This window comes from Hufsiella ginkgonis (genome assembly GCF_009834915.1).
GTDB classification, from domain to species: Bacteria; Bacteroidota; Bacteroidia; order Sphingobacteriales; family Sphingobacteriaceae; genus Hufsiella; species Hufsiella ginkgonis.
Map to the genome: position 1 here is coordinate 1 of NZ_WVHS01000003.1, position 21,221 is coordinate 21,221.

Sequence of the window (21,221 nt, forward strand, 5' to 3'; positions counted from 1 at the left end):
GCGAATTGCCGAAGGAGAATCGTAAGATCACATTGATGTGTCATCCCCAACCCTTTGCAAATCCCACCATTATACCCCCCTTGTAGCACTTTCCTAAAAGTTCTCGTATTAGCTGTTATCCCGAACCATTCGCCATGAACAATAAAAGATCCGTTTTTTTCATTGCCTGTATCGCTTCGGCGCTGCTCATCTCCTGCGATAATGGGGCGCCGGCATCCGCCGTGAAGATCAAAACCATCGTGTTGTCTTCAAAGTTCCCGGAACCGCTTCAATCCGTGTTTTTCGTCGATGGCGAGATCGGTTATGTATCCGGGAACAAGGGGGGTATCTATAAAACCGTCGATTCAGCGAAAAACTGGACACCCTTATCTTCCGGCGTAACCCTCCCCATATTCGGCCTCTTTTTGTAAACCAGCAAAAGGGTTCGCTGTCGGCGGCGAAAGCAGCTGCGGGGGGACCGGGTGTACGCCTGCCGGCGGATTTATCCTGGAAACGCTCGATGGCGGGCAAACCTGGACAACGATTTACACGCCTGCGGCAAAGCAGGCGATCTCTTCCGTTTATTTTGTAAACCCCTTACTCGGTTTCTGCACCGGCGGGAGTATCCTGCAGACCACCAATGGCGGAGCATCCTGGTCGCCCGTGCCGGTGGAGGCCAAGGTCGGCAAGATGTCGAACCGATGTTTATCGACGATAAAAAGGGGTATATCCCCTGCTTAGGAGATAAGCTGCTGAAAACTACCGATGGCGGTGCAAGCTGGCAGGTGGCTGCCCCTGGCTTTGGATCAGGGTATTATGCGGCGGGCAGCGGCGCTTCGCCCTATGTTTCGGGGCAGGATAAAGTAATCCGCTCTGTGGATGATGCCAGCTCGTGGACAATGTCAATTGATGCGCCGCGCGATACCTTCTCGATGCATTTCTGGGATGCAAAAGCGGGCATCGCACTCGGCAGGAGCGATTACACCGGAGGCGATATCGGCTACGCACGTTCCTCTATCTACGTTACTGGCGACGGCGGTGAGCACTGGGAGGGCTCTTCGGCGATAGAATCAACCACGGGGGTTATCCTGGGAAGCAGTTTTCCGGGTCTCACAGGCTACGCGGTGAACCCGGCCAGCGTGATCCGGGTAAAGAGAATACGGTAGTTAACATTTCTCTCAACAGTGCAGGCTAATAGTTGTTAAGCATTTCACCGGTAACCCGGAATAACGAAATGGACAACGATCAGGAAGTCAATTATTACTCAGGAACCAGCGGGCTGGTGCTGCCCGTACCCAACAAGCTGTCCTACCCGCCGGAGTTTAGGGACAAAACACGACTTACTTACTACGCATCGCTGTTTAACAGCATCGAAATAAACAGCTCTTTTTATAAGGTGCCTATGGGTTCGACCATGCGGAAGTGGGCCACAGAAGTCCCGGCCGGCTTCAGGTTCAGCTTTAAGCTCTGGAGGGAGATCACCCATCAGAAAGAACTGGTTTACGACCCCGACGAAGTCGCACGGTTTATGAGCGTGATTAACAATGTGGGCGAGAAGAAAGGCAGCCTGCTGGTACAGTTTCCACCCTCCATTACGAGCTATTATGCCCGGCAGGTCGGGAACCTGGTCCGGCTGATCCGCGCGGCAGATCCGGGAAACGAATGGCAAACTGCATTGGAATTTCGCAGCCGGTCATGGTACCAGCCGGAAACTTATGATTTGCTCGATGAATACGGAATGGGATTGGTGCTGCATGACATGCCGGCGTCCGGTACCAGCTTCCAGGAGCTGCATGCGCCGTTTACTTACCTCAGGTTTCATGGCCTGGCAGGCGATTATCGCGGGGGCTACCCAGATGATATGCTATACGAATACGCGCAGTACATCCGCGACTGGCTGGCAGCGGGCAGAACCGTTTACACCTACTTTAACAATACCGTAGGGGATGCCGTTAAGGACCTCGCCAAACTGAACAGTTACGTAACGGCGGGGTAGAACCTTTCCCCGCCCTCCCCATTTGTCGTTCCGAAATTGTTTGCAGAATTCTCCCTGGGCGGTTCATACCCTGCAATTATTTTTTGATGAAACCGCTGAGTACCCAAATTCCGTAGATTGTTTTGATTAAGTCATGACAGCCTATGATCATTTTTCTTAAGGTACTTTTTAGCGTGGTTCTCTTGTGGATGTGCTACATCGTGATCGGCACTTCTATTGCCCATAATCTTTTTACAGAATGGGATCACCTGGCCTCCATCGCCTGGATGCGCGCCACGCTTTGGGATTTTTATGCCAACATCCTGGTGATCTATTGCTGGGTATGCTATAAGGAGCGGAATTGGTGGCTTAAGGGATTATGGCTGGTATTGTTAGTCACGTCAGGCAGTATTGCTGCCGCTGTTTTTATGCTCATCCAGCTATTCAGGCTAAACCCTGCTGAAGGGTTAAAAGAACTTTTTTCGAAGCGATATGGGTAATTATTCGGTTTGGTGGCTGGTTCTGATCAGCCTGGTGGCTTGCTGTGGCATCATGGCGCTGGTTTGGCTCTGGGCGCATAAGATCAGGAATGCGGGTGTGGTCGACATTTTCTGGTCATATAATTTCCCGGTCATTGGCATTATCCTGCTGCTGCTGGCGCCAGGATTTGAAACCCGTAAATGGCTCATTTGCGGGATGACGATCGTTGCCGGGTTGCGGCTGGGAACCCATTTGTCCGCCAGGATCATCAGCCATCTTGACGAAGAGGAAGGCCGTTACCGGCAGCTTCGCAAGGAGTGGGCGCCGTCAGCGGAGCGGAAGTTTTTCTTTTTCTTCCAGCTCCAGGGAATTTCGAATGTATTGCTGGCGGCCCCGTTCTTTGTAATTACCATGAATACGGAACCCCGGCTATCTGCTTTTGAATACGCCGGCTTTATATTATGGCTTATTAGCGTTTCGGGCGAAGCCCTTGCAGACCGGCAACTGGCGGCGTTCAAAAAAGACCCGGATAAAAAAGGCAATGTATGCGATACGGGCTTATGGCATTATTCGCGTCACCCGAATTACTTCTTCCAGTGGATGATGTGGATGTCGTACTTCGTATTCGCCCTGGCATCGCCCTATGGCTGCGTGGCGGTGATCAGCCCCGCCGTTATTCTTTACCTGCTGTTGAAGGTTACGGGTATCCCGGCGACTGAAGAGCAGTCGCTGTGCTCAAAAGGAGCGGCATTTAAGAGGTACCAGGAGAAAGTGAGCGTATTTGTTCCGTGGTTTCGAAAGGGTTAATATTCACGTAAAAGGGTTTTCGTAAGGGGCGCTAAAAGTAGTCCTGCTTCGCGCCCTTGGCGTGAGCCCTCAATAATCAGCATCGGCGCTTTATGAACCGGTAAACGGGCCCACTGCGCATAAGAATAATTGAAAACTAATTGCCGCCAAATCCGGATGGACTTAAATCACGTAATCCTGGTACATAGAATGTTAACCCAGCCTTATACAAGTTATGTGGTACGATAAATTGATTGAACAAAATAAGGTTCCCGACCTGGTCCTTCGCAAAGGCATACGCAGGCGCTTAAAGCAGCGGCTGAGCGACGAGAACAAGGGCAGTGTTGAGCACCAGCAGGCACACCTGATGCAGCTGATCGGCAAGCTGAAAGTATCGCCGATCGCCGTGAACACCGCTGAAGCAAACGAGCAGCATTACGAGGTACCCGCACAGTTTTACCGGTACTGTCTCGGGAAGAACCTCAAATACTCATCAGGTTACTGGAAAAATGGGGTTACCGATATCAATACTTCAGAAGATGACATGCTTGCGCTCACCTGCCAGCGTGCCGAGCTTACAGACGGGCAGGATGTGCTTGAACTGGGGTGCGGCTGGGGATCATTATCGTTGTACATGGCAACTAAGTTCCCGGGGAGCCGGTTTAAAGTAGTTTCCAACTCGCGGACGCAGAAGGAGCACATCGACGGACAGGCAGCGGCGAGAGGCATCACCAACCTTAAGGTGATCACGGCGGATATGAACACGTTTACCGTCGACGAACAGTTCGACCGTGTGGTATCTGTCGAAATGTTCGAGCACATGCGCAACTACCAGCTGTTGCTCGCCAGGATAGCTTCCTTCCTCAGGCCTGATGGAAAGTTATGGATCCACATCTTTACTCATAAAGAATATGCTTATCTTTTCGAAGTGATCGATGATACCGACTGGATGAGCAAGTACTTCTTCACCGGGGGGATCATGCCCAGCGACGACCTGGTCCTTTATTTTAACGACGACCTCGTGGTCGAAAAGCACTGGCACGTGAGCGGGTCTCATTATGGGAAAACCGCTGAAGCCTGGCTGCGCAATATGGACGCGCACAAGAAAGAGATCGTGCCGCTGTTCGAACAAACCTATGGCAGTGAAAACGCGCTGAAATGGTGGGTATACTGGCGGATCTTTTACATGGCCTGTGCGGAGCTCTGGAATTACAATAACGGCAACGAATGGTTCGTGAGCCACTATTTATTTCATAAAACAAACAAATGATCCGGTTCATCCTGCTTCTATTGCTCTTCCTGTTTTCGTTGCTCACTGTTTTTAAGGCGTTTGAGTTTCACCTGTGGCTCATCGCTATTCTTGCGGGAGAGCTTTCGTGGGTATTCGCGCTGATCGCAGGAATAGTACTGGCCACCGGTTACCGCTTCGGAAAGTACCAGATGCCTGGAACGGTTTTGGGGATCCTGGCTGTTATCCTGTTTTTAACACCGGTCTTCAGGGGCTTGATGGTTGCCAATAAGTTATCAACAAAGTTCGGGGCGGCGTTCGGCCCCGGCACTGCAAATGTGGATAACGCGGCTGAAATGCCCTATAACCCGTTCAAATCACTGTATTACCGGCGTAAGGAGGTACCTTTTTCGTCGTTAACTTATGTGAATTACGGGAAAGAATCACTTAATCTCGATTTTTATGCTTCACAGATCGCCGGCAAGCGGCCCTGCGTTATCGTAGTGCACGGTGGCTCCTGGAAGGGAGGCAACAGCAGGCAGATCCCGGAGCTGAATGGCTTGCTGGCCGAAAAAGGTTACCAGGTGGCGGCTATCAACTATCGTAAAGCACCCGCATACCGGTCGCCGGCCCCGGTAGAAGACGTAAGGGCCGCAATGGGTTACCTGCGCAGGCATGCCGACAGCCTGCAGATCGATACCGGCAGGTTCGTGCTCATCGGGCGGTCTGCCGGTTCGCAGATCGCGCTCCTGGCTGCCTATAGCCTGGCCGACCCCTCGATAAAAGGCGTGGTCGATTTTTATGGCCCTGCCGATATGGTCTGGGGATATTCGATTCCGTCGAACCCGCTGATCATGGATTCGCGAAAAGTGATGAGCGATTACCTCGGCGGTCCGTATGAAAAGGTCCCCGGCAATTATGCGGCAAGCTCGCCGCTGGAGTTTGTAAGCAGGCGATCGCCGCCGACCCTGATTATCCACGGCGAAAATGACGTGCTGGTGGCCTATGAGCACAGTCGCCGGCTAAATGAGAAGCTGCAGGAGAACGGCGTTAAGCATTTCTGGCTGCAGTTACCCTGGGCTACACACGGGTTCGATTATATACAGAATGGTCCCGGCGGGCAGCTATCAAACTATGTGATCGAACGTTTTTTACGTTACGCAACGAAATAATATGCATAAAACGGCCATCATTGGCACCGGTATCGCCGGTATGGGTTGCGGTCACTTTCTTCACCGCGAAACAGATCTTACGTTTTACGAACAGAATGATTACGTGGGCGGCCACACCAATACGGTAACGGTAGACGAAAACGGCAAACCGGTGTACATCGATACCGGCTTTATGGTATTTAACTACAAAACGTATCCAAACCTGTGTAAGCTGTTTACCGAGATCAACGCGCCGGTTAAAAAAACCGACATGTCTTTCAGCGTACAGCATGTGCCGAGCGGGCTCGAGTACAGTGGCTCGAGCGTAAATCACCTGTTCGCACAGCGGAAGAATATTTTTAATCTTTCCTACCTCCGGATGCTGCGGCAGATAAGCCGTTTCAATAAAGAAAGCGTCCGGATCCTCGATGATCCAAGGTATGCGGACTATTCGATCGGCCGGTACATTCGTGAATTTAATTTCGGGGAGGAAATGCTCTGGAAGTACCTGGTACCCATGAGCTCGGCGGTTTGGTCGACCCCGATGGAGCAGATGCTCGACTTTCCCGCCGTAACCCTGATCCGTTTTTTCCTGAACCATGGCTTTTTAGGGCTCGATACACAGCACCAGTGGTATACGCTCGAAAAGGGCAGCCAATCCTACCGTGAGATCCTGATCCGTCCGTTTAAAGATAAGATCTATTTAAACCGGGGGGCGGTAAAAGTTTCACGCGCCAACGGGAAGGCGGTCGTGCATGCGTCGGATGGCTCGCAGGAGGTGTTCGACCGCGTGATCCTGGCCTGCCACGCCGATCAGGCATTGGCATTGCTGGAACAGCCCTCCAATGAGGAGGATAGGCTGTTATCCACATTTAAGTACCAATACAATAAGGCGGTTCTCCACACCGACGAAAGCATTATGCCCAAATCAAAGCTGGCGTGGAGTAGTTGGAACTACCGGATCCGCGAAGAGAATGGCGCTTTACAACCGGGTACCATTTATTGGATGAACCGCTTGCAGGGCGTATCAGGCAAAAAAAACTATTTCGTTTCCATCAACCCGCATAGCGACCTCGCCGGGAATAAGGTCCTGAAAGAATTGGATTACGAGCATCCGCTATTTGATGTGCCGGCCATAAACGCACAGGCGGAATTGAAAAAATTAAATGAAACAGGTCCTGTCTATTTCTGCGGCAGCTATTTTAAATATGGGTTCCATGAGGATGCGTTTGCGAGCGCGGTGGAGTTGTGCAGGGGATTACCAGCGATCGGCTGCCAATGATCACTGACTTTAAAGCGCCAAGCCGGAACCGACAACCGATCCTGATGAAAGCCCTCCCCAACTCCTGCCTCTACAAAGCCCGGGTAATGCACCACCGGCTGTCGCCGAAGGAGCATAGCTTTCACTATGATATTTTTATGTTTTACCTGGATCTTGACGAGATCGATGGCTTGTCGGCACGATTACGGTTCATGAGCAGGAATCGCTTTAACCTCTTCAATTTCAGGGATAAAGATCATCTGCAGTTGCCCCGGGAAAAACCGGAGACAAGTAAAACCACCAGGCAACATATCATCGGTTATCTTGCCGGGCAAGATATTAACATCGGCAACGGCCGGATCATGGTGCTCACCAATTTATGTACGCTGGGATACCAGTTTAACCCGGTGTCGTTTTATTTCTGTTATGATGAGAAGGAGCGTCCGTTATGTGCGGTGGTAGAAGTATGCAACACGTTCCGGGAGATGAAGCCCTATTTGCTTGGCCTGGAAACAAGGAACGGTGATCACTTCCGGTTAAATACTGCAAAGGACTTTTACGTTTCACCGTTCATTGACATGGATACCCGTTTCGATTTCGACCTGCAGGTACCCGGCCAGAAGCTGCGGATCCGGATCGACGATTTTGACCAGGCCGGTAAACGTTTTTTTATCAGTACGTTAACGGGAGAAAGTGTGCCGTTGACCGATGCGAAGCTGCTAGCCTATTTCCTTAGCTTTCCGCTTATTACCTTAAAGGTGATCGGGCTTATCCATTGGCAGGCGTTGAAGTTGTGGCTTAAGAAGCTGCCTTTTCACAAGAAAGCCGATGATAAGCACCTTCAAAAAGACGTTTACCGCCCGTACAAGACGAAATAATTTTACGATCGAAAAACTTTTCAGCAGGGAAAGTTCGTAGATAACGACAATTATATACCTAACAGTCTGCTACATGGCTAACACGCTTACACTCGTTAGAAAAAGTGGTTTTTACCAGGATATTGTACTGAAAGTACTTGCCGGAATGAACAGGGGCAGGCTTTACCTTACCTTGCCCTGCGGCGAGAACATTACCATCGGGGATGGTAAGGGCACCGCTTTGGCCAGGATCACCATCGTAGACAACGAATTTTATAAACGCATTATCCTTTACGGGGATATCGGTTTTGGCGAGGCTTATGTTGACGGGCTTTGGGAAACCGATAACATCACCGGCGTGATCAATTGGGTGCTGTACAATATTGACAATACCCCGGTGGTTTCCGGCGGCAAATCGCGCTTTATTGCACTAAACCTGCTTAAGTGGTTCAACAAGCTTATCCATTCAAAAAGAGATAATACACTTTCCGGCTCCCGCCGGAATATTGCCGCCCATTACGACCTCAATAACGATTTCTTCACCAGCTTTCTCGACCCCACGATGACTTATTCGAGCGCTTACTTTTTTAAAGAAGGCTTATCGCTCGAAGAAGCGCAGTATGCCAAATATGAGCGGCTCTGCCGACAGCTCCATCTTAAAGCGACAGACCATGTGCTCGAAATAGGCAGCGGCTGGGGAGCGAACGCTATTTACATGGCCAAGAACTATGGCTGTAAAGTTACTTCGCTTACCATTTCCGAAGAACAGCTAAAGCTGGCCCGCGAACGCGTGAACGGGGAAGGTCTTGCTGGCAAGGTGGAGATCCTGCTGATGGATTATCGCCATATCCGGGGCCGGTATGACAAGATCGTGTCGGTAGAAATGCTCGAAGCAGTTGGCTACAAACATCTCGACCAATATTTTAGGTGCTGCCACGAGCTCCTGAAACAGGAGGGGATCCTGGCGATACAGGTAATTACCAGCCCCGATTCGCGCTACCGGAGCTTACGGAACGGCGTCGACTGGATACAGAAACATATTTTCCCTGGATCGCTGCTGCCATCGGTTGCGGCCATCAACTCGGCCGTTAACCGCACCGGCGATATGACGCTGGTAGACCTCAAAGACCTCGGCCTCGACTATGCCGCTACCTTAAAGACCTGGTTCGAACAGTTTAATCAAAACCTGCAGAAAGTACATGCCCTGGGGTTCGACGATGCTTTTGTCCGCAAGTGGAATTATTACCTCTGCTACTGCGAGGCCGCCTTTACCATGCGTAATATCAATGTGATGCAGCTGGTGTATAGCAGGCCCAATAATGTTGAGCGTTAACGTACGACCTGCTAAAACTGTCCCTGATGCCGGTAATCGCCCGAGGGCCTTTTAATGGTCTTTTTTAACGGGATCTGCATGCCGTTCGTTTGTTCCAGCCAGTTGAAGAGCTCCCCGGCAAGTTGTTTCTGGATCCGCGTATAAGCGGTATCCAGTACGAGGTTATGCATTTCCAGCGGGTCTTTTACCAGGTCGTACAGTTCGTGCGTATCCCAGATGCCCCAGGGCCTGATGTATTTGTACTGGTCGGTGCGCACACCGAAGATGGTGGGCGTCATCGGGAAATCGTACTCCCAGAAGTATTCATAAAAGATCTTGTCGCGCCAGCCGCTCTCGTCGCCGCGTAACAGTTGGCCGAACGATTTACCCGGCATGTAATCCGGTTTTTTCAGGCCGGCCCATTCCAGCACGGTGGGCGCGATATCGATGTTTTGTACCATCTTCGTGATCGTTTTCCCGCCGTTAAACAATTTTGGCGACCATACCAGGAAGGGAACTTTTACGGATTCTTCATAGAAATGGCGTTTATCGATCAGTCCGTGCTCACCCCAGCTGAACCCGTTGTCGCCCATATAAATTACCACGGTGTTTTTATCAAGGCCGGTTTCCTCCAGGTAGTTCATTACGGCACCTACGCTTTCGTCTACCGCGCCAAGTGTTTCGCAATATTTACGCACTAACTCATCAATGGGCTGGTGCGCGTGGTAGGGAAAATCTACGCCGTGCCAGCTGTAGCGCTGCTGTTTTACCCAGTCGGGCCAGCCATATTTTTTGTACTCGTCCGTTTGGGTCTGGAAAAAAGTTACGGGAAGGGCGTACTGCTTGCCGCTGTACATCCCTGCATGTCTTTTAGCGGGCTCCACGGGCGCATGTACGGCTTTATGGGATAAGTACAAGAAGAACGGCTTCTTTGGGTCACGTGCTTTTAACCAGGAGATGGCATGTTCGGTTAGCAGGTCGGTGATATAGGTGGAATCGGTATACTTTACCTGTTTGCCATCGATGTTTAGCTCCGGGTTCCAGTAAACGCCTTGTCCTTTAAAGCTTTCCCAGTGATCGAATCCCTTTCGCGGCTTGTCGTCGTCGTTGCCCATGTGCCATTTACCGAAAAAAGAGGTCTGGTATCCCGACCGTTGCAAGTATTGCGGGAAAACTAACAGGTTGGCAGGTTCGGGCGCCACGTTATCCACGATGGTATGTACATGCGAATACTGCCCGGTGAGGATCGAGGTACGGCTGGGAGAACAAAGTGAAGTGGTAACGAACGCATTCCTGAAATAAGCGCCATGGCTGGCCATGCGGTCCATGTTTGGCGTTTTTAACCAGGGGATCTTGCCGGTGAAACCCATAAAATCGTTCCGGTGATCGTCTGTGAGAATGAAAACGACATTCAGCCGGGGCGATGTCCTCGCTGATTTGGGAAGATCGGGCAATGTTTGCGCGGCAATATTATTAACACCTGCCAGCTGGAACAGCACAAGGGCCACGTGGATAAATCTTTTTGCCATAGTAAGTCTGATTGGCAGGATTCCTTCGGCAAGCTCAGGAACTAACCCGCAGCGCAAACTTACCCCGAATGCTGGTAAGATAGTTAATCCTATTTATCCCTTTTTACTTTTTCGTATCCCTTTTTGGTGCGGATCTGTGCCTCGCGGAATTCGTCTTTTTCGGCCAGCGGCCGCTCTGTTTTTAATTTGGGATGCGTTGACTCCTTTTTGGCGCTTTCTTTTTTGTTTTCCATAACGATGTAATTGTTTGTAAATGATCAGGACACTTTACAGATAACTTTTTAATAGCGGGGATCGTTTTAAAATTCTGATCTTTCATGTCGTCCAGGTCCGGTAAACTGGATAGTATTTATCTTCGCCGTTGCCAAGTTGCTGCGAAGCGCTTGCTTAACCGATCGCCATGAACCCCGAGATCTTAAAAAGCCTGGTAACCATGCCTATGCCTTACGGTAAGTATAAGGGAACCATCATTTGTAACCTGCCGGAGCATTATTTATCGTGGTACCAGCTCAAGGGTTTCCCTGCGGGGAAAATGGGCGAACTGTTGTCCACTATGTACGAGATCCGGCTGAACGGGCTCGAGTACCTGCTTAAACCATTAAAAGATCGCTGACGTTGATTTCGCCCGACGACCTGGTACCTGCAATTCCTGCATGCCTGCTGCTGCTGGCCGGCATGACCTGGAGCATACGGGCAAAGAAATTAACGGTAGCGGCTTCTGCCGTCGGGGCTTTACTCGGCGCATTGATCTTTGCAGCCGGCGGCTACCCGGCTTTGCTGTCGCTCACGGTGTTTTTTGTGATGGGTACCGCCGCTACGTCGTGGAAGAAAGAAGTGAAACGGCAGTATGCGCCGGAGCAGGACCACCAGGTGCGCAGAAACGCGTGGCAGGTGGTGGCCAATGCGGGAGTCGCCGGTTTGCTGGCGCTGGCCGCTTTTATCACGTCGCGTCATGACCTGATGCTGCTTATGATGTCGGCGGCTATCGCTTCGGCAGCCGCTGATACGCTTTCATCGGAGCTTGGTACCGTTTATGGAAGGCGTTTTTATCATATTAACTCGTTCCGGCCGGGCAGGCGGGGGGCAGACGGCGTCATTAGCCTCGAAGGGAGCCTCATCGGCGTCCTTGGCGCTGCCGTAATTGCCGTGACCCATTACCTGGGATATGGGCAGCTTGCCGCCATCCCGGTGATCATCATAGCCGGCACACTCGGCAATGCTGCTGACTCGGTGCTCGGCGCCACCCTCGAGCGGCGCGGGATCATCGGCAATAACGTCGTTAACTTCTTAAATACGCTTGCGGCCGCCATCGCTGCTTGCCTCTTTGCGCCGTTCATGTAAATCCTTTACGAAATTTCTTTGTATGAATTTAAGCGCCATACAGTACCACAAAGAAATTTCGCAAACGGCGCGAAGAGAAAACGCCGATCTTCATTACCTTTGACTTGGAACGATAGTCGCCCAATTATAACTTATGGACAATATCACGCAAAGCCTTCTTTACCAGTTCGAAAAAGAAACCCATTGGCATGACCTCGGGAACGGTATCAAACGCCAGGTTTTCGGCTACGACGACAAGATCATGCTGGTTAAGGCTCTTTTTGAGAAAGAGGCCGTGGGCGAGCTGCATCAACATCCGCATTCGCAGGTAACTTATGTGGAGAGCGGGGTTTTCGAAATGACGATCGGCGATGACGTTCGCCTGATCCGCGCAGGCGACGGCTATTACGTACCCCCGCACGTGATCCATGGATGCAGGTGCCTGGAACCGGGAATGCTGGTTGACGCTTTCAGCCCGATGCGCGAAGACTTTTTGAGTTAGAAGATCCGACTCATGACCTTCCTTATCATCCTGTTTTCCATCCTTATGCTCGTTGGGCTAGTTACCTGGGGAAAGATCAACGCCTTTATCGCGTTCATTATCGTTTCGCTCATGGCGGGGCTTTTATTGGGTATCCCGCTGGAGAGCGTCGCAAAATCTGTTTCCAAAGGAGTGGGCGATACCATCGGCGGAATTATCTGTATCATCGTGTTCGGCGCAATGCTGGGCAAGCTGGTGGCCGAGAGCGGCGCCGCACAACGCATCGCCACCGTGATTATGGACCTGTTCGGGCGAAAGTATGTGCAGGCGGCCATGGTCATCACCGGTTTCGTGATCGGGATCCCCTTGTTCTATAACGTCGGTTTTGTGCTCATGATCCCGTTGATCTTCTCCGTGGTCAGCAAGTATAAGATCCCGCCGGTATACATCGGGCTGCCTATGCTTTCTTCCCTTTCGGTGATGCATGGGTTCCTGCCGCCACATCCGTCGCCTACAGTGCTCGTTACGCAGTTCCACGCCAATATGGGGCTTACTTTTTTATATGGCATTATCCTGGCGGTGCCCGTGATCATTATTGCCGGTCCCTTATACACCCGTACGTTAAAGAACATCGTTTCTGTGCCTCTTAAGTCATTTTATACCGATGACATCCCGGAAGAGCGGCTTCCCGGCGCTTTTAACAGCTTTTTTTCTTCGCTGCTCCCGGTAGTATTACTGATGGCGGTCACCGCTTTACAGTTCCTGTTGCCGGGAGTTAAGGGTATCTCGTCGTTATTGACATTTCTCTCCGAACCTTCGGTGATCATGCTGCTGGCCCTGTTGGTGGCCACCTTCACGCTGGGGGTTTCGGGCGGCAGGAGCATGAAGGAAGTGATGGCCGTTTACGGCGAGTCGCTGAAGGACATCATTATCATCCTGCTGATCATCGGCGGCTCCGGCGCGCTAAAACAAGTATTTGTGGATAGCGGCGTTAACGCGGAGATCGCAACGGCGCTTCGCGACCTGCACGTCCACCCGCTGATCCTCGGCTGGCTGATCGCCGCCTTGATCCGCGTATGCCTCGGTTCCGCCACCATTGCCGGCCTTACCACTGCAGGTATTATGCTTCCGGTGCTGGCGGCCTCCGGTACAGACCCCAACCTGATGGTGCTCGCTATCGGCGCCGGCAGCCTGATGTTCTCCCATGTAAACGACCCCGGCTTCTGGATGTTTAAAGAGTACTTTAACATCTCCGTAAAAGATACGCTACGTTCCTGGTCGATGATGGAAACGCTTGTATCCCTGGGGGGGATCGCAGGGGTGATGCTGCTGAATATGGTGATACACTAGAATAAGTTACGTTATACGTGCCCGCATGGCGTGACAGGAAACGTATAACGTATAACCTCAAACGTTTTTACTAGCTTTGACCATCATGAAGAAAATTTCGTTTTTCATTGCAGCCGCGGCAGCGTCGCTGATGGCGTCGTGTGCCGGCGACGATAAAGGCAAGGTGGTGGCAGAGCAGGTGATTAAAGAGCCGGCGTTAACGGCGCCTTTCCGGTTTCATAAGGCCATTGAAGTAAAACCGGGACTTACGTTCGACGTGTTAAGCTGGGGGCGTGGCTCCGAATCCAGCGGTTCGTTCCTTATCCTTCGTTCTGATTCTACCCACCTCGAGTACCGGTCTACGGAAGGAAAGCTCGATGGCCGGGTAGAAGATGCCTGGAACATGGATATGGATTCTGACGGCAACCCCGAGATCTTTATCCAGTCGAAAGGCGAAGGGGAGGGCTCTTACCTGAACCTGTACGTATACGAATTTAATAATTCCGGCTCGGCACAACCACTTAAATTCCCGGAGCTGACCGCTGCCACGCGGAAGCTGTACCGCGGGATGGACTCCGTATACGTGAAAGACGGCAAGCTGCGCAGAGATTTCCCATTATTCGGTGAAAGCGATCCTGCCGGAAAACCCTCAGCAGGAAAGAAGCAGGTAGAATACAGCCTGCGCAACAATACGTTCACCATTAAAGAGGTCGAAAACGACACTACGCGCAGCAAATAACCGGAGGCATCATGAAGATCGGTATTATCGGCCTCGGCGATATGGGCAAACTATATGCCCGCACTTTCAGTAAAGCAGGTTATGATACCCTGGGATGCGATTTGCCCGGTACGCGTGAGGCGTTGCAGCGGGAATTAGCGCCCGAGGGAATTTCGGTGCTCGAAAACGGCGCCGAGGTTTCGGCTGCGGCCGACTTCATCATTTATTCGGTAGAGGCCGAAAAGATCGCGGAAGTAGTGGCTGCCAGTGGTCATGCCACCAAAATGGGCGCCATTGTGGGCGGACAAACCTCGGTGAAAACCCCCGAGATCGCCGCCTTTGAACGTTATCTCCCGCAACACGCACATATCGTTACCTGCCACTCATTGCACGGCCCCGCGTTTCCTACCGCGGGGCAGCAACTCATCGTTATCAGGCACCGGGCTACGGACGAAGCTTATGCCGCCGCGCTGGAGGTCTACAAGGCCCTGGGATCGAAGGTGGCCGAGATCCCCGATTACCACCAGCACGACCAGATCGTGGCCGATACGCAGGCCCTCACCCACATGGGTTTCGAAAGCATGGGTACCGCCTGGAAGAACGCCGGTTTTTATCCCTGGGATAATGATTCTTATAATAACGGGGGGATCGATAATGTAAAGATCCTTACCACCCTGCGTATTTTTAGTTACAAAGCGCACGTATATGCGGGCCTTGCCATCCTAAATCCCTACGCCCGCAAACAGGTCAGGCAATATGCCGTATCAGAGTCAGAGCTCTTTAAAATGATGATCCGTGAAGACGAAGCCCCTTTCAGGGAACGGATCTATAAAGCACGCGACTTCGTTTTCCACGAAAGCCGCGAGCTGCTGATGCTCGACGACGCCATCATGAAAACCTATAAGCTTTCCGGTAACACCGGTGCAAGGCGGCCCAACTCCCACCTGAGCCTGCTGGCCATGGTAGACGCCTGGTATCACCTCGGCGTAAACCCTTATGATAACCTGATCTGCCAGACCCCGCCTTTTCGCCTGAGACTGGGTATTGCCGAATATCTTTTTAAAAACGAGGAATTGCTCGAGGAATCCATACATACGGCATTGTTCGACAAAGGTATTCGCGGCGATGACCTCGAATTTCACTCCGCCGTACGCGAATGGTCGTCTATTATCGGCTATGGTGATATGGAAGGCTATAAAGCCCATTTCGAAGCCACTAAGGCGTTTTTCTCCCACCGTTTGCAGGATGGGCTGGCGCAGAGCGGGGAGTTGATCAGCCGGCTGATTTAGGTTACGTAATGTGTTCGACTTTGTACCTTCTCACTCCTGCAAGGGGGATGCGTTCGTCAATCGGGTCATGGGTATAAACATGGGCATTTGCGGTAGATGGAACTAACAACGTCCAACTATAAATTCCGGTTATTTTTTCTATCTTAATCCCAACTAAGATCCTCTTACTGCACCGACATGTCCCAGCCCCTTAAACGCGCCCTTACCGCCATTCACCTTTGGGCTATTGCGGTAGGCCTGGTGATATCGGGGGAGTATTTCGGGTGGAATTACGGCTGGGATGCGGCCGGCACCGTCGGGTTCCTGATCGCCACGTTACTGATCACGGTAATGTACGTCACGTTTATTTTCAGCTTCACGGAGCTTACCTCGGCCATTCCGCATGCCGGCGGCCCGTTCGCGTATTCGTACCGGGCATGTGGCCCGTTGGGCGGCTTTATCGCCGGGTACGCCACCCTGGTTGAGTTTGTTTTTGCGCCGCCCGCCATCGCGCTTGCATTGGGGAGCTATGTGCATTTTCTTCACCCGGCGGCACCGGTATTGGCGGTAGCCTTCGGATGCTATGTCCTGTTTATCGTGATCAACCTGCTGGGGGTTAAGGAGTCGGCCATGTTTTCGCTGGCGGTTACCGTCCTGGCGGTGGCAGAGCTGCTGTTGTTTATGGGTATCGTGGCGCCCGCTTACGAGCACACCAACTTTATGGCCAATCCTATGCCACATGGCTGGCCGGGCGTATTTGAGGCCCTGCCCTTCGCCATCTGGTTTTATCTGGCCATAGAAGGTGTGGCCATGGTGGCCGAGGAGGTGAGGGATCCGGCACGCAACATCCCCAGGGGATATTTATGGGGAATGTTTACCCTGGTAGTGCTTGCCATGGGGGTAATGGTGCTTACCGGCGGCATTACCGACTGGCGCCGGCTGAGCAGGATCGACTACCCGCTGCCCGAAGCCATCGGCATTGTATTGGGAAAGACCAGCAGCCTGACCAGGCTTTTTGCCGGGATCGGTCTTTTCGGGCTGATCGCTTCCTTTCATAGTATTATCCTGAGCTATTCGCGCGAGATCTATGCGCTGGCAAGAAGCGGGTACCTTCCCAGGTTCCTGTCGCAGGTGCATCCCAAAACCCGGGTGCCGCACTGGGCGCTCATTGCCGGCGGCCTGGTGGGCTGTATCTCGCTGCTTACCAATACTACCGGGCAGGTAATTATCCTTTCGGCGATGGGAGCTGTGGTGATGTACATTACCAGTATGATCAGCCTGTTCGTGATCCGTAAAAAAGAGCCGGGGCTGCACCGGCCGTTTATCGCGCCGTTTTATCCGTTGTTCCCGGCCATTGCGTTGGTGCTGTCGGTGATTTCGCTGGCAGCCATCACCTGGTTTAACCCGCGCCTGGCCCTGCTATTCGTGGCCGGGATGGTATTGATGGGCGGGATCTGTTTCCTGGTGCCTGGTTCGGGGAAGACCCTTAACGGCGCGCACGTACCCGGAACCGGTTCGAACCCCTGATCATGGCTTATAAATACAGCATCGGACACCTTACGTATACGTTTAACGACTTAAAGACCCTGCTTGCCCGTGCTACTCCTTTCCGGTCGGGAGATGCGCTTGCAGGTGTTGCGGCAACTACCTACCAGGAGCATGTAGCCGCACAGATCGCATTGGCGGATGTGCACCTCGACGTATTTCTCCGCGAAGCGCTTGTCCCTTACGAACAGGATGAAGTAACCCGCCTCATTATCGACTCGCACGATGCGGCGGCTTTCAAACCCATCGGCCATTTTACCGTGGGGCAGTTCCGCGATTGGCTGCTAAGCGACGCCTGCGATACAGCGGTGCTGAAGTCACTGGCAAACGGGATCACGCCCGAGATGGCCGCCGCAGTATCCAAGCTTATGCGGAACCAGGAGCTTATCGCGGCAGCAAAAAAATGCGAAGTGCTTACGTCTTTTCGTAATACGATCGGGTTAAGCGGGCGGTTGTCTACCCGGCTGCAGCCCAATCACCCTACAGACGACCCTGCCGGGATCTCCGCCAGCATTATTGATGGGATCCTGTACGGGAGCGGCGATGCGGTGATCGGTATTAATCCGGCGGGTGACAGCCCCGCCAACACACGCCGCCTCCTGGAGATGATCGATAATTTCCGGCGGCAGTTTGCCATACCCACGCAATCCTGTGTGCTTTGCCACGTAACCACCACGCTCGACCTGATCGAGAAACATGCGCCCGTCGATCTTACTTTTCAATCGATTGCTGGTACCCAAAGCGCCAACGCCAGTTTCGGGATCAGCCTGTCGCTCCTGGAAGAGGCTTACCAGGCTACATTATCACTTAATCGCGGCACGATCGGCAATAATGTGATGTATTTTGAAACGGGACAGGGAAGTGCGTTATCCGCCAACGCCCATTACGGCATCGATCAGCAGACGTGCGAAACACGCGCCTATGCGGTGGCCCGCAAATTCAACCCGCTGCTGGTGAACTCGGTAGTGGGTTTTATCGGTCCTGAATACCTTTACAATGGCAAACAGATCATCCGCGCTGCGTTAGAAGACCATTTTTGTGCGAAGCTGCTCGGCCTTCCCATGGGGATGGATGTTTGTTATACCAACCATGCCGAAGCCGACCAGGACGACATGGATACGCTGATCACGCTTCTCGGAGTATCCGGCTGTACTTTTATTATGGGCGTGCCCGGCGCAGACGATGTGATGCTCAACTACCAGTCGACGTCATTTCACGACGCCCTCTACCTGCGCAGGACGCTTGGCTTGCGTCCCGCCCCCGAGTTTGAGGCCTGGCTGGTACAGCAGGGAATTATGGACAGGCAAGGTAACCAGCTGCCGGATGCCGGGACCTATACACGTTTGTTGGGAGGGATTGGTCAATGAGCGGTGAAGAAAAGAACAGGCATCCTTACATCGTCAGCGATCATACCGCGGCGCTGAAACAATTTACGCGTGCCAGGATCGCCCTGGGGCGCACGGGCACTTCGGTACCCCATAAAGAAGCGCTCGCATTTAAGCTGGCGCATGCCGCTGCGCGTGATGCGGTATTTTCTATGCTCGACGTAAACGCGCTTCACGATGAATTAAAGCCGGCAGGTCTGCCGGTAATGCACCTGAAAAGCAAGGCTGCCGACCGCGACCAATACCTGCAGCGACCCGACCTGGGGAGAGAGCCCGATGAGCGCTCCGTCGCCCTGGTTAAAGCTTATGGATGTGATAGCTGTGACGTATGCATCATCCTGGCTGATGGTTTATCTTCGGAAGCCGTGAACCGGCATGCACCAGCGTTGGTGCGTCTGTTGGTAAACAGGCTGGCGCAGGCCGGGTTTACACTTGGCCCATTGATAATTGCCGAACAGGCCAGGGTTGCGTTTGCTGATCCTGTAGGGCAATTACTGGGGGCGGGGCTAAGCCTCATATTAATCGGTGAACGGCCCGGGCTCAGTTCGCCGCAAAGCATGGGCGCCTATATTACCTACCGGCCGATGCGCGGGCTTACCGATGAGGGCAGGAACTGCGTGTCGAATATTCATCCCGCCGGACTTTCTATCGGCCAGGCGGCCGAAAAGATCGCCTACCTGGTACGGGAATCGCTGCGGCGCAAAGTATCCGGCATCGCCCTGAAAGACGAAACGGGATTGCTGCCTTAGTCCTTCGGTTTTACCTTGGTCTTGCCGTCTTCGGTTTTGATCTTCACTTCGTCGGTTTTTACCTTGCTGTCTTCACCGTCAACTTTCTTTTTATAGTCGCCGTCTTTTTCTTTGGATTTATCACCGTCGGTTTTTAGCTTATAGTCGCCTTCTTTTACTTTCATTTTGTCGCCGTCGATCTTTATTTTGGTGTCGCCGTCTTTGATCTTGATTTTGTCGCCATCCACCTTCACCTTCGATTCGTCGAGGATCCACGTACCTGCATCAGACCGTACCACCGCGTTGTTCACCACCACGCCGGTTTTGTAGATCGTATCGCCGGAGTTGTCTATGTACAGCTCCACGGGTATACGGGCGATGCTGTCCATGGCATAACCTGTTTCCGGGTCTTTTACGATGTAAACCTGTTTTCCCGTATTGAGATCGGTATAAGAGCCGGCGGTGATCTGCGGCTCGTCTGACCCTGTAACCGCTTCTTCCGTTAGTACCGTATCGGTGTCAGCGTCTTTGTGCTCTTTGCTGTTGCAGCCGCTCAGCACGCCTGCCGTGAGCGCGGTGCCGATTAAAAAATGTATTGTCTTCATAATAGGTGTTTTGTTATTTCGCAACAACAGATTTCATCAAAAGGTTTTATATTGCGCTTCGCTGCCGCGATACATCTGTACCTGTGAAATGTTTAAAAAATGAAAATGAAGTTTGTAACCTATTAAACAGGGCTATACAAGTATGTTGGTATCAGAGAGACCAGGGCAATCCACCATTCTGATCATTGATCTTAATAAACCTAAACTGACCTCTGCCAGGGTCAAAACGAAGCACATTACCAGGGCAAAATATTACGTCACCTGTATCGTGGTTTCCGTGTTGAGTATGTTAGCGGCTACGGCCTTTTTATCACAGCGCAACCGCGAGAACGAAGAAAAACTGCGGCAGATGAACGTGCAGTTATCGGCATTAAAGGCGCAGATCCCCGAACGGGCCGACACTTCGAAGCTCCGCGGATATATCGAGCACATCGAGAAAAAACTGAGCAGTATCAATAAAACGTTATTGAAAAGAGGCGTGCGCGGATTTTCGAAAGATGCAGCAGGCGGGGGCAGCGAAGTATTGTCGAGCCTGCCGCTGGTGGAGAATTATGCGCTGATGGACCAGTATGTAAGCCGGGTGCTTTCAGGCATCTCGAATGTGCCGCTGGGGTATCCCGGGCAGCCGTCCGTGACCTCGCGTTTCGGTTTCAGGAACGATCCTTATGATTTTTCGAGAACGGAGTTTCATCCCGGCCTCGATTTCAGGGGCAACCAGGGCGATGCCGTTAAAAGCACCGCCGGAGGCAAAGTAGTGCGCGCAGGATGGTTTAGCGGCTACGGAAAGTGTGTGCGGGTAAAACACATCGCGGGCTACGAAACATTGTACGGACACCTGTCGAAGATAGTGGTAAGGGAAGGGGAGACCATTACGGCCGGTCAGCTGATCGGTAAAGTGGGATCTACCGGCCGCTCAACAGGAGCTCACCTGCATTACGAGGTGAGGCTGCATAATAAGCTCATCAACCCGGTGAAATTTCTGAACCTTGTAAATTGACGTCGGGAAACATCCGCGCCAAAGCAGTGATCGTGCACGGCTCGTTACCGGGATATCCAGGCGGCGCACATCACCGTTAAGCGTTCGGGCAAAGTAAAAGGCGGGATCATAACGGGCAACCTGGTGGTTGAAAACGGTGCGGTTTACAATGGAAATCTATCGATGAGCGAACCTGCCGCGGCCAGGTAAAACTTGCTATAAATATTTCTTGAAAAATAACAAGCTCACTATTTGACAATTAATTAATGTTTTCTATCTTTGCCGTCCCTTTCGGGGGGTTAAAATGT

Annotated in this window: 23 protein-coding genes; 20 read left to right on the forward strand and 3 right to left on the reverse strand. The window is 52.2% G+C overall.

The genetic code is table 11. From position 1 onward, the window contains the following. Nucleotides 1-134 precede the first annotated feature (134 nt). From GS398_RS12365 to GS398_RS12410, 10 genes are all read left to right on the forward strand, one after another. Nucleotides 135-410: a WD40/YVTN/BNR-like repeat-containing protein gene (locus GS398_RS12365; protein ID WP_160907124.1), complete on the forward strand. Its 276-nt coding sequence runs from the start codon at nucleotides 135-137 to the stop codon at nucleotides 408-410. A 270-nt stretch (nucleotides 411-680) separates the two neighbouring features. Continuing rightward, entirely contained in the window at nucleotides 681-1,145 is a 465-nt protein-coding gene (locus GS398_RS12370) for a WD40/YVTN/BNR-like repeat-containing protein (protein WP_160907125.1), read from the forward strand. A gap of 68 nt (nucleotides 1,146-1,213) precedes the next feature. Then, nucleotides 1,214-1,975, forward strand: coding sequence for a DUF72 domain-containing protein (locus GS398_RS12375; protein WP_160907126.1), 762 nt, complete (start codon nucleotides 1,214-1,216; stop codon nucleotides 1,973-1,975). 143 nt (nucleotides 1,976-2,118) lie between these two features. Next, nucleotides 2,119-2,454 carry a DUF1475 family protein gene (locus tag GS398_RS12380; protein ID WP_160907127.1) on the forward strand — a complete coding sequence of 112 codons (336 nt, stop codon included), beginning with the start codon at nucleotides 2,119-2,121 and terminating at the stop codon, nucleotides 2,452-2,454. After that, nucleotides 2,447-3,241: a DUF1295 domain-containing protein gene (locus tag GS398_RS12385; RefSeq protein ID WP_160907128.1), complete on the forward strand. Its 795-nt coding sequence runs from the start codon at nucleotides 2,447-2,449 to the stop codon at nucleotides 3,239-3,241. Before GS398_RS12380 ends, GS398_RS12385 begins: the two co-directional genes overlap by 8 nt. Before the next feature lie 214 nt (nucleotides 3,242-3,455). Continuing rightward, nucleotides 3,456-4,490, forward strand: coding sequence for an SAM-dependent methyltransferase (locus tag GS398_RS12390; RefSeq protein ID WP_160907129.1), 1,035 nt, complete (start codon nucleotides 3,456-3,458; stop codon nucleotides 4,488-4,490). Next, entirely contained in the window at nucleotides 4,487-5,620 is a 1,134-nt protein-coding gene (locus GS398_RS12395) for an alpha/beta hydrolase (RefSeq protein WP_160907130.1), read from the forward strand. The genes GS398_RS12390 and GS398_RS12395 overlap by 4 nt, the downstream gene beginning before the upstream one ends. 1 nt (nucleotide 5,621) lies before the next feature. Then, nucleotides 5,622-6,881: an NAD(P)/FAD-dependent oxidoreductase gene (locus GS398_RS12400; protein WP_160907131.1), complete on the forward strand. Its 1,260-nt coding sequence runs from the start codon at nucleotides 5,622-5,624 to the stop codon at nucleotides 6,879-6,881. Then, a complete protein-coding gene (locus tag GS398_RS12405; protein ID WP_202406054.1) occupies nucleotides 6,878-7,738 on the forward strand; it encodes a DUF1365 domain-containing protein in 861 nt (286 codons plus the stop codon). Before GS398_RS12400 ends, GS398_RS12405 begins: the two co-directional genes overlap by 4 nt. A gap of 73 nt (nucleotides 7,739-7,811) precedes the next feature. Continuing rightward, the gene (locus tag GS398_RS12410; RefSeq protein ID WP_160907132.1) at nucleotides 7,812-9,050 is read left to right on the forward strand and encodes an SAM-dependent methyltransferase; all 1,239 of its coding nucleotides are present in this window, start codon (nucleotides 7,812-7,814) and stop codon (nucleotides 9,048-9,050) included. An 11-nt stretch (nucleotides 9,051-9,061) separates the two neighbouring features. Here the strand turns inward: GS398_RS12410 and GS398_RS12415 are convergent, their stop codons facing one another. Continuing rightward, a complete protein-coding gene (locus tag GS398_RS12415) occupies nucleotides 9,062-10,558 on the reverse strand; it encodes a sulfatase family protein (RefSeq protein WP_160907133.1) in 1,497 nt (498 codons plus the stop codon). Between the two features lie 89 nt (nucleotides 10,559-10,647). Next, complete coding sequence (locus GS398_RS12420; RefSeq protein WP_160907134.1) at nucleotides 10,648-10,791, reverse strand: hypothetical protein; 144 nt, start codon at nucleotides 10,789-10,791, stop codon at nucleotides 10,648-10,650. Nucleotides 10,792-10,958: 167 nt separating this feature from the next. Here GS398_RS12420 and GS398_RS12425 point away from each other — a divergent pair, with 167 nt between their 5' ends. From GS398_RS12425 to eutC, 9 genes are all read left to right on the forward strand, one after another. Continuing rightward, nucleotides 10,959-11,171: a DUF3820 family protein gene (locus GS398_RS12425; RefSeq protein ID WP_160907135.1), complete on the forward strand. Its 213-nt coding sequence runs from the start codon at nucleotides 10,959-10,961 to the stop codon at nucleotides 11,169-11,171. 2 nt (nucleotides 11,172-11,173) lie between these two features. Continuing rightward, nucleotides 11,174-11,899, forward strand: a complete 726-nt coding sequence (locus GS398_RS12430; protein WP_202406055.1) for a DUF92 domain-containing protein — start codon at nucleotides 11,174-11,176, stop codon at nucleotides 11,897-11,899. A gap of 133 nt (nucleotides 11,900-12,032) precedes the next feature. Beyond that, nucleotides 12,033-12,380: a cupin domain-containing protein gene (locus GS398_RS12435; protein ID WP_160907136.1), complete on the forward strand. Its 348-nt coding sequence runs from the start codon at nucleotides 12,033-12,035 to the stop codon at nucleotides 12,378-12,380. 12 nt (nucleotides 12,381-12,392) lie between these two features. After that, nucleotides 12,393-13,709 carry a gluconate:H+ symporter gene (locus GS398_RS12440; RefSeq protein ID WP_160907137.1) on the forward strand — a complete coding sequence of 439 codons (1,317 nt, stop codon included), beginning with the start codon at nucleotides 12,393-12,395 and terminating at the stop codon, nucleotides 13,707-13,709. Between the two features lie 85 nt (nucleotides 13,710-13,794). Further along, nucleotides 13,795-14,427, forward strand: coding sequence for a hypothetical protein (locus GS398_RS12445; RefSeq protein ID WP_160907138.1), 633 nt, complete (start codon nucleotides 13,795-13,797; stop codon nucleotides 14,425-14,427). 11 nt (nucleotides 14,428-14,438) lie between these two features. Beyond that, nucleotides 14,439-15,695: a prephenate dehydrogenase gene (locus GS398_RS12450; RefSeq protein WP_160907139.1), complete on the forward strand. Its 1,257-nt coding sequence runs from the start codon at nucleotides 14,439-14,441 to the stop codon at nucleotides 15,693-15,695. Nucleotides 15,696-15,872: 177 nt separating this feature from the next. Next, the gene (gene eat / locus GS398_RS12455; protein WP_160907140.1) at nucleotides 15,873-17,201 is read left to right on the forward strand and encodes an ethanolamine permease; all 1,329 of its coding nucleotides are present in this window, start codon (nucleotides 15,873-15,875) and stop codon (nucleotides 17,199-17,201) included. A gap of 2 nt (nucleotides 17,202-17,203) precedes the next feature. Further along, a complete protein-coding gene (locus GS398_RS12460; RefSeq protein ID WP_160907141.1) occupies nucleotides 17,204-18,586 on the forward strand; it encodes an ethanolamine ammonia-lyase subunit EutB in 1,383 nt (460 codons plus the stop codon). Next, nucleotides 18,583-19,353 (forward strand): ethanolamine ammonia-lyase subunit EutC, encoded by a 771-nt coding sequence (gene eutC, locus GS398_RS12465; protein ID WP_160907142.1) that lies wholly within the window; start codon nucleotides 18,583-18,585, stop codon nucleotides 19,351-19,353. The genes GS398_RS12460 and eutC overlap by 4 nt, the downstream gene beginning before the upstream one ends. Here the strand turns inward: eutC and GS398_RS12470 are convergent. Next, the gene (locus GS398_RS12470; RefSeq protein WP_160907143.1) at nucleotides 19,350-19,937 is read right to left on the reverse strand and encodes a hypothetical protein; all 588 of its coding nucleotides are present in this window, start codon (nucleotides 19,935-19,937) and stop codon (nucleotides 19,350-19,352) included. The genes eutC and GS398_RS12470 overlap by 4 nt on opposite strands. 142 nt (nucleotides 19,938-20,079) lie before the next feature. On the opposite strand from GS398_RS12470, the gene GS398_RS12475 reads away from it, so the two are divergent. Beyond that, nucleotides 20,080-20,934 (forward strand): M23 family metallopeptidase, encoded by an 855-nt coding sequence (locus GS398_RS12475; protein WP_160907144.1) that lies wholly within the window; start codon nucleotides 20,080-20,082, stop codon nucleotides 20,932-20,934. The last annotated feature ends 287 nt before the right edge of the window (nucleotides 20,935-21,221 follow it).